This is a genomic window from Archangium violaceum (genome assembly GCF_016887565.1).
GTDB classification, from domain to species: domain Bacteria; phylum Myxococcota; class Myxococcia; order Myxococcales; family Myxococcaceae; genus Archangium; species Archangium violaceum_B.
The window spans coordinates 10693543-10709418 of sequence record NZ_CP069396.1 but is presented as its reverse complement, the minus strand read 5'-3'; the positions used below and the strand labels follow the sequence as shown (position 1 = coordinate 10709418).

General features: G+C 69.3%; 14 protein-coding genes. 10 read left to right on the top strand and 4 right to left on the bottom strand.

Features of this window, described 5'->3' with window-relative positions:
* Positions 1–46: 46 nt before the first annotated feature.
* Both JRI60_RS42565 and JRI60_RS42560 read left to right on the top strand, forming a co-directional pair.
* On the top strand, positions 47–1387 hold the full coding sequence (locus JRI60_RS42565) for a sensor histidine kinase (RefSeq protein ID WP_430384421.1): 1341 nt from the start codon (positions 47–49) through the stop codon (positions 1385–1387).
* Complete coding sequence (locus JRI60_RS42560) at positions 1384–2721, top strand: sigma-54-dependent transcriptional regulator (protein WP_204221785.1); 1338 nt, start codon at positions 1384–1386, stop codon at positions 2719–2721. The genes JRI60_RS42565 and JRI60_RS42560 overlap by 4 nt, the downstream gene beginning before the upstream one ends.
* An 85-nt stretch (positions 2722–2806) precedes the next feature.
* Here the strand turns inward: JRI60_RS42560 and JRI60_RS42555 are convergent, their stop codons facing one another.
* From JRI60_RS42555 to JRI60_RS42545, 3 genes are all read right to left on the bottom strand, one after another.
* A complete protein-coding gene (locus JRI60_RS42555; protein ID WP_204221784.1) occupies positions 2807–3220 on the bottom strand; it encodes a secondary thiamine-phosphate synthase enzyme YjbQ in 414 nt (137 codons plus the stop codon).
* Positions 3221–3291: 71 nt separating this feature from the next.
* The gene (locus JRI60_RS42550) at positions 3292–4017 is read right to left on the bottom strand and encodes an alpha/beta hydrolase (RefSeq protein ID WP_204221783.1); all 726 of its coding nucleotides are present in this window, start codon (positions 4015–4017) and stop codon (positions 3292–3294) included.
* Positions 4018–4028: 11 nt separating this feature from the next.
* Complete coding sequence (locus JRI60_RS42545) at positions 4029–4811, bottom strand: peptidylprolyl isomerase (protein WP_239470055.1); 783 nt, start codon at positions 4809–4811, stop codon at positions 4029–4031.
* 225 nt (positions 4812–5036) lie between these two features.
* Here JRI60_RS42545 and JRI60_RS42540 point away from each other — a divergent pair, with 225 nt between their 5' ends.
* Positions 5037–8252 carry a lipase/acyltransferase domain-containing protein gene (locus JRI60_RS42540; RefSeq protein ID WP_204221782.1) on the top strand — a complete coding sequence of 1072 codons (3216 nt, stop codon included), beginning with the start codon at positions 5037–5039 and terminating at the stop codon, positions 8250–8252.
* Positions 8253–8509: 257 nt separating this feature from the next.
* A complete protein-coding gene (locus JRI60_RS42535; RefSeq protein WP_204221781.1) occupies positions 8510–8965 on the top strand; it encodes a SitI3 family protein in 456 nt (151 codons plus the stop codon).
* Here JRI60_RS42535 and JRI60_RS42530 read toward each other — a convergent pair.
* On the bottom strand, positions 8951–9982 hold the full coding sequence (locus JRI60_RS42530) for an alpha/beta hydrolase (RefSeq protein ID WP_204221780.1): 1032 nt from the start codon (positions 9980–9982) through the stop codon (positions 8951–8953). The genes JRI60_RS42535 and JRI60_RS42530 overlap by 15 nt on opposite strands.
* A 75-nt stretch (positions 9983–10057) precedes the next feature.
* Here JRI60_RS42530 and speD point away from each other — a divergent pair, with 75 nt between their 5' ends.
* The 6 genes from speD to JRI60_RS42500 are packed head-to-tail and all read left to right on the top strand — an operon-like array spanning position 10058 to position 15871.
* The gene (gene speD / locus JRI60_RS42525) at positions 10058–10435 is read left to right on the top strand and encodes an adenosylmethionine decarboxylase (RefSeq protein ID WP_343213362.1); all 378 of its coding nucleotides are present in this window, start codon (positions 10058–10060) and stop codon (positions 10433–10435) included.
* The gene (locus JRI60_RS42520; protein WP_204221779.1) at positions 10432–12330 is read left to right on the top strand and encodes a DUF4178 domain-containing protein; all 1899 of its coding nucleotides are present in this window, start codon (positions 10432–10434) and stop codon (positions 12328–12330) included. The genes speD and JRI60_RS42520 overlap by 4 nt, the downstream gene beginning before the upstream one ends.
* Before the next feature lie 12 nt (positions 12331–12342).
* The gene (locus JRI60_RS42515; protein WP_204221778.1) at positions 12343–12492 is read left to right on the top strand and encodes a hypothetical protein; all 150 of its coding nucleotides are present in this window, start codon (positions 12343–12345) and stop codon (positions 12490–12492) included.
* Positions 12492–12725, top strand: a complete 234-nt coding sequence (locus JRI60_RS42510; RefSeq protein WP_204221777.1) for a DUF350 domain-containing protein — start codon at positions 12492–12494, stop codon at positions 12723–12725. The genes JRI60_RS42515 and JRI60_RS42510 overlap by 1 nt, the downstream gene beginning before the upstream one ends.
* A gap of 24 nt (positions 12726–12749) precedes the next feature.
* Entirely contained in the window at positions 12750–14246 is a 1497-nt protein-coding gene (locus JRI60_RS42505) for a polyamine aminopropyltransferase (RefSeq protein ID WP_204221776.1), read from the top strand.
* The gene (locus tag JRI60_RS42500; RefSeq protein WP_204221775.1) at positions 14237–15871 is read left to right on the top strand and encodes an NAD(P)/FAD-dependent oxidoreductase; all 1635 of its coding nucleotides are present in this window, start codon (positions 14237–14239) and stop codon (positions 15869–15871) included. Before JRI60_RS42505 ends, JRI60_RS42500 begins: the two co-directional genes overlap by 10 nt.
* Positions 15872–15876 lie beyond the last annotated feature (5 nt).

The window sequence follows — 15876 nt, the reverse complement described above, 5'->3', positions numbered from 1 at the left end:
CCGCACCTCCATTCGTGGCTACCGCGTCGGCTTCCTGTTCGCGGTGATGCTGCTGTCGGGAGTGGCCGCCTTCACGCTGTGGACGGAGGTGCGCACCAGCCACCAGGTGGCCGAGCGCGTCCAGGAGGCGATGGATCGGGCCGGGCTCATCGGCCGCATCCGGGTGGACGCCCTGTCGTTGGAGTCCGCCATCGAGGCCCACATCCGCGCCACGGATGACCAGCAGCGCAAGGACGCGGACGAGGTGATGGAGGACATCCTCGAGGACATCCGCGAGGCCACCAAGGACTACACGCGCAACCTGCCCCGAGACGACACGCTCGTGGTGTGGCAGCGCTTCAACATGGCCTGTATGCGGCTGGCCGAGCAGGTGCGGGCCGCGGCGGGTTTCTCCCATCGCCAGGAGTCCGAGCAGGCCCGGCACCATCTGGTGGAGCAGGTGCGCCCGCTGGCCGAGGAGATCGACGGCCTGGCGGGGCAGCTCGCGCGGGAGAACGCGGACGAGGCGCGGCTGCTGCTGGCGCACCTGGCCTCGCTGCGCGTGCGCAACCTCGCGTACGGGGGGCTGGTGACGCTGCTGGCGGTGCTCGTGTCGCTGGCGGTGGGCTGGCAGATCACCTCGGTGCTCAGGCGCCAGGAGCGCACCATCCAGGAGCAGATGGAGGAGCTGGACCGGCGCAACCAGGAGCTGGATGCCTTCACCCGGCGCGTGGCGCACGACCTGATGGGGCCGCTCTCGCCGCTCAAGGGCTACCTGACGCTGCTGCGCCGCTCGGGGGCGGTGAAGGAGCCGCAGGCGCTGGAGCTCATCTCGCTGTGCGAGTCCAGCGCGGTGCGCATGGGCGAGCTCATCGAGGCGCTGCTGCGCTTCTGCCGCGCCGGCACCCGGGGCGAGCCGACGGTGGGCGAGCTGGACACCGCCGTCACCACGCTGCTCCTGGAGGTGAGCCAGACGGCCGCCGCGCAGGGCGTGGCGCTGGAGCGCGAGGTGGAGTCCGGGGTGAAGGTGTCGTGCCCCTCGCAGCTGTTGCAACTCATCGCGCAGAACCTGCTGTCCAACGCGGTGAAGTACACGGCGGGCCGGCCCGACGCGCGCGTCTGTGTGAAGGTGGCGCGCGAGGGGAGCGAGGCGGTGCTGGAGGTGGTCGACAACGGCATCGGCATGAGCGCGGAGACGCAGGCGAAGCTCTTCCAGCCCTTCTTCCGGGCGCCGGAGGCCCGCGGCCGTCCCGGGCACGGGCTCGGTCTGGCCACCACCAAGCGGCTGGTGGATGCCCATGAGGGCACGCTGTTGGTGCGTTCGGAGCCGGGCTCGGGTACACGCGTCATGGTCCGCTTTCCCCTCGCGGCCGAGGTCGCGCCCCCTGTTCGCGGAGTCGGTACATGAGCCCTGCCCGCATCCTCGTCGTCGATGATGATCCCCACGCGCGGGATTTGTTGAAGCGTCTGCTCGGCATGCTGGGCGAGGTGAACCAGGCCGCGGACCCCAAGGAGGCCACCGCTCGCCTCACCGAGGATGGGCCGTTCGACCTCGTCCTCACCGACATGGCCATGCCCAACGCGGGGGACGGGCTCACCGTGCTGAACACGGTGCGCGCGCAGCTGCCGGACACCCCCGTCATCGTGGTGACGGCTTTTGGCAACATCGAGGGCGCGCTGGACAGCATTCAACAGGGTGCCTTCGACTATCTGTCCAAGCCCTTCGACGTGGACGCCATTGTCCGCGTCGCCCGGCGGGCGCTGGAGCAGAAGCGGCTGGTGGAGGAGAACCGCTCGCTGCGCAAGCAGGTGGAGCGCGGCGCCATGGTGGGGCGCAGCCCGGCCCTGCTCGAGGTGTACAAGCAGGTGGCCCGCGCGGCGGCCACCTCGGTGCCGGTGCTCATCACCGGCGAGACGGGCACCGGCAAGGAGATGGTGGCTCGCGCGCTGCACCGGCGCTCGCCCCGCTCCCAGGGCGCGTTCATCCCCGTGGACTGTGGCGCCATCGCCGAGTCCCTCATGGAGAGCGAGCTGTTCGGTCATGCCCGTGGCTCGTTCACCGGCGCCGCCGGCGCCCGGCGCGGTCTCTTCGAGGAGGCCCATGGCGGTACGTTGTTCCTCGATGAGATTGGCGATGTGGGCCCCAAGGTGCAGGCGCAGTTGCTGCGCGCGCTGCAGGAGGGGGAGATCCGCCGCGTGGGCGAGAGCGCCCCGGTGAAGGTGGACGTCCGCGTCGTGGCCGCGACGAACAAGGACTTGAAGGAGCGCGTGGCCGAGGGATTGTTCCGCGAGGATCTGCTCTACCGGTTGGATGTGGTGCACCTGCACCTTCCGCCCCTGCGTGAGCGGCGCGAGGATATTCCGGCCCTCGTGGAGCACTTCGCCTCGCTGCATGCACGCGGGGGCGTGGCTCCCGTGGTGACGAGTGACGTCATGACCCGGCTCACCGCGTACGACTGGCCGGGCAATGTGCGGCAGTTGGAGAACGTGGTGGCCCGGGCGCTCGCGCTGAATGTGACGGGCGTGTTGGGGCCGCAGGACTTTCCCGAGCCCATCGGCGATGGCCCGAAGAAGTTGAGCGGGCTGGCCGGGGACATGCCGAGCCTCGCTGAGTTGTCACGGCGTTATGCGGCCCATGTGCTTCAGCACGTGGGGGGTAACAAGAGCGAGGCCGCGCGACTGCTCGATGTGGACAGGAAGACGCTCTACAAGCTGCTCGAGGCCCATGAGCCGGCGGAGTAGGGCTCCGGTTGGAGAACGGTGACGGGTACCCTCACCCCGTCCCTCTCCCGGAGGGAGAGGGGTTGTTGGGGGGTTGGGGTGGGGTTCAGCTCAACACCGAGATCGTCACCCGGCGGTGGTGCGGCGCCGTCCGGTGCTCCCAGACGTAGATGCCCTGCCATGTTCCCAGGCTCGCGTGCCCTCCCTGGATGGGCACACTGAGCGAGTTCTGTGTCAGCACCGTCCGGATGTGCGCCGGCATGTCGTCCGGGCCCTCCGCGTCGTGACGGAAGAGCGGATCCCCGTCCTTCACCAGCCTCGAGAAGAAGGCCTCCAGATCCTTGCGCACGTCCGGGTCCGCGTTCTCGCACAGCAGCAGCGAGGCGCTCGTGTGGTGCAGGAAGACCGTGCACAGGCCTTCCCTCGCTCCACTCTCCGCCACCGCCCTCTGCACCTCGTCCGTGATGTCGTGGAAGCCCCGGCCCCACGTCGCCACCGTCAGTTCCTTCGCACGGTACATGCTTCGACTCCTCGGGACCGGGGATGACCCTCACCCTGGCCCTCTCCCAGAGGGAGAGGGGATTGCTTCGCTCACAGACGCTCGTGCAGGAACTCCGCCATCCGCTCCAGCACTTCCGGCGCGATGGTGTGCGGTCCGTTGAAGGGCAGGAACTCCACCGACAGCCCCGCCTCCGTCAGCACCTTGTTCAGCCGCTCCGCCTGGTGGAACGCCAGGATGTCGTCGTAGCGCCCGTGGCTCTGCATCACCGGCAGGCCCTTTCGCTTCTCCGCCCGCTGCTTCCACTCCTCCTGGCAGATCAGCGTCCCCGACAGGATGCACAACCCCGCCGGTGCCTCCTCCAGCCGCAGCGCCACGTCCGTCGTCACCATCCCGCCCTGGCTGAAGCCTCCCAGGACGATCCGCCCGTAGGGCAGCTTCGTCGCCGCCGACAGCGCTGACAGCGCCGACATCAGCCCTCGCCGCGCCTGCGCCAGCCCCTCGGGCGTCGAGACCGCGAACAAATCCCAGTCCCGCTCCCGCCCCATCATCACCTCCTGGGGTAGGTGGAACCACGCCCGGGCGAATGGCATACCCATCACCCCGAGCGACAGCGGCGCCGCCGGAAACACGAACCGCACCTTCGGCGCCAGCTCCGGCTTCAGCTCCACCAGCTCCTGCGCCAGCGGCACCAGATCCGTCGCCGGCGCCCCGAAGCCGTGGCACAGCACCACCGCCAGCTCCGGAGTCGCTCCCTCGGGAATCGCGTCGAGCACCTGGCAGTCCAGCTCTCCCAGGCGCGTGCTCACCCTTCGCATCGTTGGCTCCACTACTTCGGCTGCTCGTCGCTGAGCGACACCTTCTTGAGCACCACGTCCTTCACCGGCCGGTTCGCCTGGGCCGTCGGCACCGTGGCGATCTTCTCCACCACGTCGTAGCCCTTCACCACCTCGCCGAAGATGGTGTGCCGGTTGTTCAGGTGCTGCGGCGTCGACACCGTGATGAAGAACTGGCTCCCGTTCGTCTCCGGACCCCGGTTCGCCATCGCCAGCAGGCCCGTCTTGTCGAACGACCGGCCGCTCTGGAACTCGTCCTCGAAGTTGTAGCCCGGCGTGCCCGAGCCCAGGCCCAGCGGATCTCCACCTTGAATCATGAAGCCCGGGATGACCCGGTGGAAGATGACGTTCTGGTACAGCGGCGTGTTCTGCTTCACCTCGCCCGACTTCGGGTCCCTCCACGTCTGCTCACCGGTCGCCAGCCCCACGAAGTTCGCCACCGTGAGCGGCGCGTCCTTCGAGAGGAGCTTCACCACGATGTCGCCCTCGCTCGTCTCGAGTGTGGCGAACAGCGCCTGGCCCGCCAGCGCCTTCTTCTGCCAGGGCCCGGGGTTCTCCGCGGGAGGCCGGCTCCGCGGCGCGGCGCTGGCGCCGTGAGGAGCCTTCTGCTCGGCCGCCTGGGTGCCCGTCTGGGTTCCCGTGTTGTTCGGAGCGGTCTGGGTCGCTTGGGGCGTCGTGCCCGTGGTGCTCTTTCCCTCGGCCTGCTTGTCCTTGTCCTTCGAGCAGGCGGTCAGGGAGAGAACGAGGAGTCCTATTGTCAGCATTCGGGTGCGCATGGGGCGCGCATCCTACAGAGCGAGCGAGGGCTCGCAACCCGAGCGAGCGGGGAATGATTCGGACTGAACCGCTGTTCAGAAGCTCGCACGCCTGCCCGGAGCGTTCAGTCGCGTACCTTCGCCGCCTCACGGGAGGTGGGAAGGGAACCGTAGAATCCTGGGAATCGTCAGCTCCTCGGGCCCTCACGCGTACGAGTGCCGGGGGTGCTCCTTCTGGAGGAAGCAATGGCCGCCATCACCAAGGATGTCGTCGTTCTGCTGCCCGGTCTTCTCGGCAGCGTGCTGGAGCGGGACGGAAAGGAGATCTGGGGCCTCTCGGGTGGAGCGTTCTTTCGCGCGCTGGTGAGCCGCGGTGGCAGCGTGGAGTCGCTCGCACTGAAGTCCGACAGCGGCGGCGAGCTCGCCGATGACGGGGTGAGGGCGACGAAGCCCATTCCCGACGTCCAGTTGTTGCCCGGCTTCTGGAAGGTCGACGGCTACACCAAGGTGTCGGAGACGCTGGTGAGCCGGTTCGGTCTCGAGCCCGGCAAGAACTTCTTCACGTTCGCCTACGACTGGCGGCGCGACATCCGCATCACCGCGAAGCGCTTCGCCCGCGAGGCCGAGCGTTGGCTGCACGACTGGCGCAACAAGCACGGCGGCTCGTCTGATTCGCGCCTCATCCTCGTGGGGCACTCGATGGGAGGCATCGTCTCCCGCTACTTCCTCGAGTGCCTCGGCGGCTGGAAGCACACCCGCGCACTCATCACCTTCGGCACGCCCCACCGTGGCTCGTTCATGGCGTTGCAGGCGCTCGCGCTGGGCTTCCGCAAGAGCCTCGGGCCGGTGAAGCTCTTCGACCTGTCCGAGATGGTGCGCTCGCTGCCCTCGGCGTACCAGCTGCTGCCCACCTACCGCTGCATCCAGATGCCGGATGGCAGCCTGGTGCGGCCGGGGGAGGCCCGGGGCATCCCCAACCTCGATCCCACGAAGGCCGCGGCGGGCCTCGCCTTCCAGCAGGAGATCGTGAGCGAGATGGAGTCCAACTCCAGGGGCGCCGAGTACCTCGAGCGCGGGTATGCCCTCCACCCCGTGGTGGGCATCTTCCAGCCCACGCTGCAGGGCGCGCGCCTCACCGCCTCCGGACTGGAGATGCTCTACAGCGATCCGGACGGGACGGACAACGCGGGTGATGGCACCGTGCCGCGCGTGTCCGCCATGCCGGTGGAGGAGCGGCACCACGAGCGTGCCATGTACAGCCCCACCTCGCACGCCTCGCTGCAGAACGCGGCCGAGGTGCTCGCCCACCTGGAGGGAGTGCTCACCGGCCAGCGCATCGATCTCAACAAGTACCGCCCCGGAACGCCGGAGCGGGCGCCGAGGCAGCTCTCACTGCACATCGAGGACGCGTACGCGCACGACGAGCCCATCACCCTGCGCGTGCGTCCCTCGGCGGAGCTCGTCTCGCCGCTGATGGCCTACGTCACCCACGCGGAGATGCCGCGGCTGATGTTCCGGGTGCCGCTCAATCGCGGGCCGGATGGCTTCTACACGGGTGAGCAGCACCCGCTGCCGCCGGGCGTGTACCGCGTTTCCGTCAAGGGAGGCCCGGAGGTCGTTCCCGTGGCCAACGTCTTCGCCGTCTTCCCTCGCGAGGGCGACCTGGCGCAGTCGGGGGATGACGGTGAGGTGAAGGTGTTGCCGACCCAGCCGCTCGCGGGGGGAGGGTGGAGCTTCTCGAGCTCGGAGCCTGGGACGGATTTTCGCCTGGAGCACGCCTCGCCCACCGAACAGAGAGCGAAGCCCCAGGCTCCGTCCACTCCCGAGCCCCAGGCCCGGGACGAGGAGCACACCATCACCCGTCATCCTTCGGTGAAGCCGGTGGGGCCCGCGCGTCCGGGACAGCGGCTCTCGCTGACCGTGGACCTGCTGCGGGATGCACTGGATGTGAACACGGAGTCCTCCGGCATCACGCTCTCGGGGCTCGACTCCAACTGGAGCGAGCTGTCCATCAAGGTGCGCCTGCTGTGCTCGGAGCTGAAGTTCGAGCCTGGTGGGGACACGGGCGAGGTGCGGGTGCGGCGCAACCAGGACTCCCTCTCCGCTACGTTCAACGCCACCGTGCGTGAGGGCGCCTCGGGGGAGCTCGTCGTGGTGGCCACCTTCGAGTACGGCGGGCGCTTCTGCGGCGCGGCCCGGCGGCGCATCCCCATCGAGTCCGCGGGGACGGGCGAGCCCGGTCCTTCCTCCTCGGAGCCTTCCTCGGCGCGTGGTGGTCCGTCGGGTGCGACGCCGGTGTCGGCCTCGCCGGGTGAGGCGTCCGCTTCCGCCGGAGCTCAGGAGGGGGGGACGTTCTCCCTGGAGCTCGATGCCCAGAAGCCCACCCTGACGGTGCAGATCCACCGTCTGGATCGGGGCAACCCGCGGCGCCTGTACTGGATGCTCCAGGTGGGCGTGGAGTGCGAGGGGCTGCCGTCCAGGCTCTCGGGTGATCTGGACCTGGGCTCGGATCCGGCCGAGTTCTTCCAGAGCGTGGCCACCACCGCCCGCGAGCTGCGGTCGGGCAAGCACTTCTCCTGGTTCTTGGGCATGGGCGAGCAGCTCTACGACCGGACGCCCCAGGCCTTCCGGCAGACGTTTCGCGCGCTGCGCGAGGCGTACGGGCCGGGCTTCCCCATCCAGTTCATCACCGATGACCCGCACATCCCTTGGGAGCTGATGGTGCCCTCGGCGGACGTGCCCGACGCGGGGCTGCTGTGCATGGAGCACCCGGTGGCGCGGTGGCTGCTGGACTACCAGACGTCGCTGACGGCGCGCCTGCCAAAGGGGGACATCGTCACCATCGCGCCGGACTACGATGGGCATCCGGAGTTGGCTCCGCTCCCGGAGGCGCAGGAGGAGTCGCGGCAGCTCGTCCGGCGGTTCGACGCGCAGCGGGTGACGGGTTGCTTCAAGCCCGTCATGGAGCTGATGGAGGGCACCTACCTCAAGAAGCCCGTCGGGCTGCTGCACTTCGCCGGACACGGCAAGTACAGCGGGAAGGGGGCGTCGCCCTCCCGCATCTACCTGGAGGACGGTGAGCTGGAGACGCTGCAGGTGCGCAACTCCCGGGTGAAGCTGGGCCAGAAGTTCCGGCCGCTCGTGCTCTTCAACGCCTGTGAGGTGGGGGCGGCCAACGACGTGCTCGGCGGGATGGGAGGCTGGGCGGAGGCCTTCGTCAGCAGGAGCTTCTCCGGCTTCATCGCGCCGTTGTGGCCGGTGCAGGACGCGCATGCCCGCCACGCGGTGGAGCAGCTCGTGTCGGACCTGAAGGAGTCGCACCTCACCGTGGGCGAGGCGCTCCAGCGTCTGCGTCAGAGCCAGGCGGAGACGTCGCCCACGTACCTGTCCTACGTGTACGTGGGGGATGTGATGGCGCGGTTCGCTCCAGCGGTCGCCGCGACCCGCACGGCCGTGGCGTGAGGTTGGACTCCGACCCGCTCGTTGACGGCGACGAGCGGGTCGGTGGGGTCTCTTCGAGTTGCGTCGGTCGGGACCAGGAGAAGCTTTCGTGAGGCTGACCTGGACGGCCGTGGTGCTGGTGCTTCTCGTTGGTTGATGTTCGAGTCCTGGCGTCAGGATGTGTACCTGCGGATTGGTCAATCCCAGGACTGGAAAAAGTCCTTGGCATCAAGGCGGGCAGGGTCGTTCCACTCTTTCCATGACGAAACAGGGAATGCATGGGGCTGGACAACAGCTTGGAAATCTCAACCGACTTGAGCCCCGAACAGGCCCTGAATCTCCTGGCGGATCGGTTCGGCTTGAAGTGGGGTGATGACAAACACCTGATCGGGCCTTCTCTATGGGTCAGCGCAATCAGGCCTTCTCTGGATGGGAAGTCGATCATCCAGGAAGGGTTCCATTTCAGTCCCGATCTGTCCGTGGGATTCCGTCTCTCCACCAGCGAAGGCGCGTATGAGGAAGGCTATCGACTCATGTTGCGCGCGACGATGCTCCTGCTGGAACAAGGTCGGGACGGAGTCCTTCTCTTCAACGGAGAGCACATCACCCTGCAAAGAATCGCGGGACAGTTGGTGTTGAACGCCGACGCTGGGAACTGGACGGACGGACTCCAACTGGAGAACGAAATCCGTCTCCCTCACGAGAAGCGCTCCCTGCCCTCACCCCTGCTGTAGCCCTCGTGACGGCGACTCCAGCGCGAGGGCCACCATCGTCTCGGTGATGTCGCCCGGGTAGTAGTTGGAGAAGCCGGGCAGGCCCGTGAGGGCGGCCTCGGCGTGGTCCATGTCGTCCAGCCGCACCACGCGCGAGCCCGGCACCTCCGCGTCCACCGCGTTCACCAGCCCGTCGCACGCCCAGCCGTAGCGCTCGTTCACGTAGGCGCACAGCGGCCTCATCAACGAGCGCCGCGACAGCCTCGACGTCGCCAGCGCCACCGTGGGCACGTCCGCCGGGTAGGGGTGGCGCCGCACGAACTCCATCCGCTTCGCGTACGACAGGTCCTCCACCGAGGCCGCGTCCCCCTGGAAGAGCGAGGGAAACGCCACGTCCAGCAGCCGCCGCAGCGACGGCGTCGCCACCAGGTCGTTGGCGATGACCGAGCCTCCAAAGGGCGCCTGCAGCGCCACCATCGCCCGGACGTGCCGGCGCAGCTCCGGATGGAGCGACAGCGTGCTCATCGCCTCCACTCCCCCCTTGCTGTGTCCCACCAGCACCACCGTGCGGCCGAAGTGGATGGCGTCCAGCAGCGCGTCGCGCACCACCTCCACGTTGGCCGTGAGCCGCCCCTCGGTGTCCACCGCCACCTCGCGCGTCTCCAGGCCCCGCTTCTCCAGGCGCCGCTGGTTGTCCTCCAGGTAGCTCGGTACCTCGTCCCCCAGCATCCCCTTCACCAGCAGGTACAGGTGGCGCTTCGCCTCGTCCGGCAGCACCGGCTCGTCCTCGCGCACGCGCTGGTACACCTCGCGGAAGCGGGCCGTCACGTCCGTGGGCGGCGCCGTCTCCGCCTTGAACCAGCCGGCCAGTCCCATGCTGCCCGGGCCGTACTCGCGCCGGGCCTCGGGCAGTCCGCGCAGCGAGCGCAGCAGTCTGGCCACCGCGCCCGTCTCGGGCGTCCGGAGGGTGTTGGGAGCGGAGTTCTCCCCCTCGGGTGGGGGAGGGGGGGCGACGGGAACGAGGTCCTTCCGAGGCATACGGCCCGGATCGTATCAGGGCCGGGCCCTTCCTTTCCCCAGGGTGGCCACCCGGAGGAGAGGCCGTGGTAGAAGGTGGGTGTTCCACGCGGAGGAAGGACGCTGACGACCGGACAGGAGTGGCTGGTGGATGCGAGCGGGTGCCTGGCGGAGCGCCTGAAGGATGCGCGTGCGCTCGCGGCCCTTTTCGAGGAGCTCATCGTGCTGCTGGAGCTGAAGGTGGTGGGCCAGCCGCAGTGGCACGTCTTCCCCGAGCCGGGCGGTGTCACCGGGCTCGCGCTGCTCGCGGAGAGCCACCTGGCCGTCCACACCTTTCCGGAGCACGGTTTCGCCGCGCTCAACGTCTACTGCTGCCGCCCCCGCTCGCGCCCGGACTTCGAGGCGCTGCTGGCGCGGCACCTGGGCGCGGCCTCCTGCCGCGTCCGTGAGCTGCCTCGGGGGGTGGAGGCGTGACGCAGGGCAACTGTCCCTCCTGTGGGGCTCCCATCGAGTTCACCGCTGGCACCGCGCTGGTGGTGGTGTGCGGCCACTGCCAGACGGTGGTGGCGAAGAAGGGCCTGCGGCTCGAGGCGCACGGGAAGATTGGCGCCATCGTCGACACCGACTCGCCCCTGCAGCTCAACGTGGAGGGCCGCATCGGCCGTGACGGCTACCGGCTGGTGGGCCACCTCCAGAAGGACCACGGCGCGGGCCCCTGGGACGAGTGGTACGTGGAGTTCGACGACGGGCGCACTGGCTGGCTCTCCGAGTCCGAGGGCGCCTTCCACCTCCTGACGGACATGGGCACCGAGGCGGGCCTGTCGCTGGAGGACTTCTCGCCCGGCCACCGCTTCAGCCTGCGAGGCAAGCGGCTCGTGGTGGAGGAGCGGGGGCACGGCCGCGTGGTGGCCGCCGCGGGGCAGCTCCCCAGCGACGTGGACCCGAGCGCGGACAGCCACTACGTGGACGCCACGGGGGGCAGCGGCGTCTTCGTCACGTTGGACTTCGGCACCGGGGCGAGCGACCCCCAGGTCTTCATCGGCAGGAAGCTGAAGCTGGAGGAGCTGGGCATCCCGCCGGATCAGCTCCGGCCCAGGGTGAAGAAGGTGGCGCTGCAGCAGGCGCGCTGCACCAACTGCAACGGCTCGCTGGAGCTGCGCGCTCCGGACCGGACGAAGCGCGTGGCCTGCCCCTACTGTGGCGCGCTGCTGGACGCGAGCCAGGGCCGGCTGGCCTTCCTCCAACTGTTGGAGAAGCCGGACCACGCGCCGCTGATTCCCCTGGGTGCCCGGGGCAAGCTGAAGGGCGCCGAGTGGGTGTGCATCGGCTTCCTGGTGCGCTCGTGCACGGTGGAGGGCGTGCGCTACCCGTGGGAGGAGTACCTCCTCTTCAACCGGGGGCGCGGCTTCACCTGGTTGATGAATTCCAACGGACACTGGGTGTTCCTCGAGCCGCTGGACGCGGGCGACGTGGCGGTGGCCGAGGGCACCGCCGCGCACCTGGAGGGCCGGCGCTACCGGGCCTTCCAGGCCGTGACGGCCGTCACCGAGACCGTGCTGGGCGAGTTCTACTGGGAGGTCCAGGCGGGCGAGGCCGCGAAGGCCGAGGAGTACGTGGCGCCGCCGTATTCGGTGAACGTGGACCGCACCGAGAACGAGGTGTCGTACACGCGCGGCGAGTACCTGCCTCCCGAGACGGTGCGGGACGCCTTCCAGCTGAAGGAGTCCCTGCCGGTGCCCCACGGCATCGCCCCCAGCCAGCCCAACCCGCACTCGAGCGCTCCCGTGTGGAAGTGGACGAGCATCTGGGGCGTGGCGCTGCTCGCCATCTTCCTCCTGGTCAATGTGCTGGCCGCCCGGGAGACGGTGCTGGTGCAGGAGGTGAGGTTGGATCCGGACGCACAATCCGGCACACCCTCGGCCGTGCACTTCAGCAAGCCCTTCGAAATCCACAAGCGGGGCAACATGCGCGCCGAGCTGTTCTCACCGGTGGGCAACAACTGGCTCGGCGTCCAGGGCGACCTGGTGAACGAGGAGAGCGGCGAGGTCATCTCCTTCTACGACGAGGTGGGCTACTACTACGGGACGGACTCGGACGGCACGTGGTCGGATGGCAGCAAGGAGGAGGACGAGTACCTGTCCGCGGTGAAGCCGGGGCGCTACACGCTGCGCACCACGGCGTTCTTCGAGGGCGCGGCGCGGGGGCAGAGCTACCGGGTGACGCTCGTCAGTGACGCCCCGCGTGCCTCCTGGTTCTGCGTCTCCCTGGTGTTGCTGCTCATCGGGCCCCTGTTCGCGTTCTTCCGCTCCTCCAGCTTCGAGTCCGCGCGCTGGGCGGAGAGCAACCTGGGGTCCGGCTCGGATGATTGAGGGAGGCAGTCCATGAAGTATTTCGGTGCAATCATCGTCGTCCTCTACGCCCTGGTGGCGTTCTCCGGCTGGGAGCCCTTCACCCGCGCCGAGCGTGGCCAGGCGGTCACGCGCGGCAGCGGAGGGCGTTACTGGACTGGCGGTTTCATGGGAGGGAAGTGATGTCGCTCGGCGTGCTGGCAGTGGTGGTGAGCCTGGACAACCTGGTGGCGAGCCTCGTGTATTCGTTGGTGGGGCTGGCCGTGTTCGTGGCGGGCCTGTTCATCTTCCGGCTCATCATGCCCTTCGACGTGCACAAGGAGATCGAGGTCGACCAGAACACGGCGCTCGGCATCGTCATGGGTTCCTTCATCATCGGCCTAGCCATCATCGTGGCCGCGGCCATCTCGGGCTGACGTCCCGCGGCAGGCAGTCCCCGCTTGAACAAGACGCTCCTCTTCGTCACCGTCCTCGTCATCGCGACATGTGGGCTCATCTACGAGCTCATCGTCGGCACGCTCGCCAGCTACCTCCTGGGCGACTCCATCACCCAGTTCTCCACGGTGATTGGCGGCTACCTCTTCGCCATGGGGATTGGCAGCTGGCTGTCGCGCTTCATCGACCGCGGCCTGCCCCAGCGCTTCGTGGAGGTGGAGCTGGGGGTGGCGCTGGTGGGCGGCCTGTGCGCGCCGCTGCTCTTCCTCACCTTCGCCCTCACGGACGTCTTCCGGGTGGCGCTGTACGGGAGCGTGCTGGCCATCGGCACGTTGGTGGGGCTGGAGATTCCCCTGCTGCTGCGCATCCTCAAGGACCAGGTGCGGTTCAAGGACCTGGTCAGCCAGGTGCTGACGTTCGACTACCTGGGCGCGCTCGCCGCGAGCATCTCCTTCCCGCTGCTCTTCGTGCCGAAGCTGGGCCTGGTGCGCACCTCGCTGCTCTTCGGGCTGCTCAACGCGCTGGTGGGTTTGTGGAGCACGTGGCTGCTGGCGCCGGTGCTGGCCCACCCGCTGCGGCTGCGGGTGAAGGCGGTGCTGCTCAGCCTGCTGCTCGTGGTGGGCTTCGTCCTGGGGGACCGGCTCACCGACTTCTCCGAGGAACACCTCTACGCGGACGAGGTGGTGCACGCGACGAGCTCGCCCTACCAGAAGATCGTCCTGACGCGCGGCAAGCGGGGCTTCTCGCTGTACCTCAATGGCAACCTGCAGTTCTCCAGCGTGGACGAGTACCGCTACCACGAGGCGCTGGTGCACCCGGCCATGGTGCGCGCGGGCCGGGTGGAGCGGGTGCTGGTGCTCGGCGGCGGGGACGGGCTCGCGGCGCGCGAAATCCTCAAGTACCCCGAGGTGAAGAACCTCACCCTGGTGGACCTGGACCCCGCCATCACCGGGCTCGCCACGCGGTACGGCGAGCTGGCCGAGCTCAACGCGCACGCGATGACGGACCCTCGGCTGCACGTCATCAACACGGACGCGATGAAGTTCCTCGGGGACGAGGGCGAGTCCTGGGACGTCATCGTGGTGGACTTCCCGGACCCCAACAACTTCGCGCTGGGCAAGCTGTACACCACGGGCTTCTACAGGCTGCTGAAGAAGCGGCTCTCGCCGGACGGGGTAGCCGTCGTCCAGAGCACCTCGCCCCTCTATGCCCGGCGCTCCTTCTGGTGCGTGAACACCACGCTCGCGGCCGCGGGCTTCTGGACGCAGCCGTACCACGCGCTGGTGCCCTCCTTCGGCGAGTGGGGCTACGTGCTCGTGGCCCATGAGGGCACGCTGCCGCGCCGCCCGCTGCCACCCGGGCTGCGCTTCCTCTCCGAGGACACGCACGCCTCGCTCTTCCTGTTCCCCATGGACATGGGGCCGCTGCCGGCGGAGGTGAACCGGCTCAACAACCAGGTGCTCGTCCACTACTACGAGGAGGAGTGGCGGCGGTGGAACTGACGCGGCGGGAACTCGTCGCCGCGTTCCTCGGCTCGGCGGTGGCGGCCAGTGCCTGCCGGAGGACGCGTCCGCGCGAGCCGGTGCCCGGGGCCATCGTGGACCGGGCGGTGGACGTGGGGCACAAGCTGCGGGGAGGCCCGCTGCCTCGCGCGACGGAGGCCCAGGCGGTGGACGTGCTGGTGGTGGGCGCGGGCGTGGCGGGCCTGAGCGCGGCGTGGCGGCTGGCGGCCGCGGGCGTGAAGGACGTGCGGGTGGTGGAGCTGGACTCGGAGGTGGGCGGCACGTCGCGCTCGGGGCGCAACGAGGTGTCCGCGTACCCCTGGGGCGCGCACTACCTGCCAGCCCCGCTGGTGGACTCGGGGCCGGTGGTGCGGCTGCTGCGTGAGATGGGCGCGGTGACGGGCGTGGACGCGCAGGGCTCCCCCACCTTCTCCGAGGAGCTGCTCATCCGCGAGCCCGAGGAGCGCCTCTTCTACAAGGGCGAGTGGTACGAGGGCCTGTACCTGCGCGCGGGCGCGAGCCCGGAGGACCTGGCGGAGCTGGAGCGCTTCGAGGCGCGGATGAATGCCTTCGGGGCGGCGCGGGACGCGAAGGGGCGCAAGGCCTTCGCCGTGCCCACCGCGCTCAGCAGCGACGACGCCGAGTGGACGGCGCTCGACAAGGTGAGCATGGCGCGGTGGATGGAGGCGGAGGGCTTCCGCTCGCCCCGGCTGCGCTGGCTGGTGGACTACGCGTGCCGGGACGACTACGGCACCACGGCCGAGGGCGTCTCCGCGTGGGCGGGCATCTGGTACTTCGCCGCGCGGCAGGACGGGAAGGGCGAGCGCAGCGAGGGCTTCCTGAGCTGGCCCGAGGGCAACGGGCGGCTGGTGGCGCAACTGCTGTCCTCGCTCCAACCGGGGCAGGTGGAGCGGGACGTGCTGGTGCACACGGTGGAGCCCGTGGAGGGCGGCTGCCGGGTGGACGCGGTGGAGGCGGGGACGGGGAAGCCTCGGGCGTACCGGGCCCGGCAGGTGGTGCTGGCCTGCCCGCGCTTCGTGGCGGCGCACGTGGTGGCTCCCTGGCGGGAGAAGCGCCCCGGGTGGTTGGGTGCCTTCCAGTACGGGCCCTGGGTGGTGGCGAACCTGACGCTCTCGGAGGCGCCCCTCTCACGGGGCTTCCCGCTGGCGTGGGACAACGTCTTCTACGAGAGCCGCAGCCTGGGCTACGTGGTGGCCACGCACCAGCAGCTGCGCATGGACGAGAGCGGGCCCACGGTGCTCACCTGGTACCTGCCCATGGCCGGGCTGGACGTGAAGGCCGAGCGCCAGAAGGTGCTCTCCGCGGGCCATGCCGAGTGGGAGGGACTGGTGATGGCGGACCTCATGGCCGCGCACCCGGGTATCGCCGAGCAGGCCCGGCGCCTGGAGGTGATGCGCTGGGGGCACGCCATGGTGCGGCCCTCGCCGGGTTTCATGTGGGGCCCGGAGCGCCTCGCGGCCCAGGAGAGCTTGGGAGACGCGCTGCACTTCGCCCACTCGGACCTGGGCGGCATGGCCCTCTTCGAGGAGGCCAACTGGTTCGGGGTGAAGGCGGCGGAGCGGGCGCTGAAGGGCCTCGGCCGGGCCGGGCCGAGCTGGCTCTGAGTGCC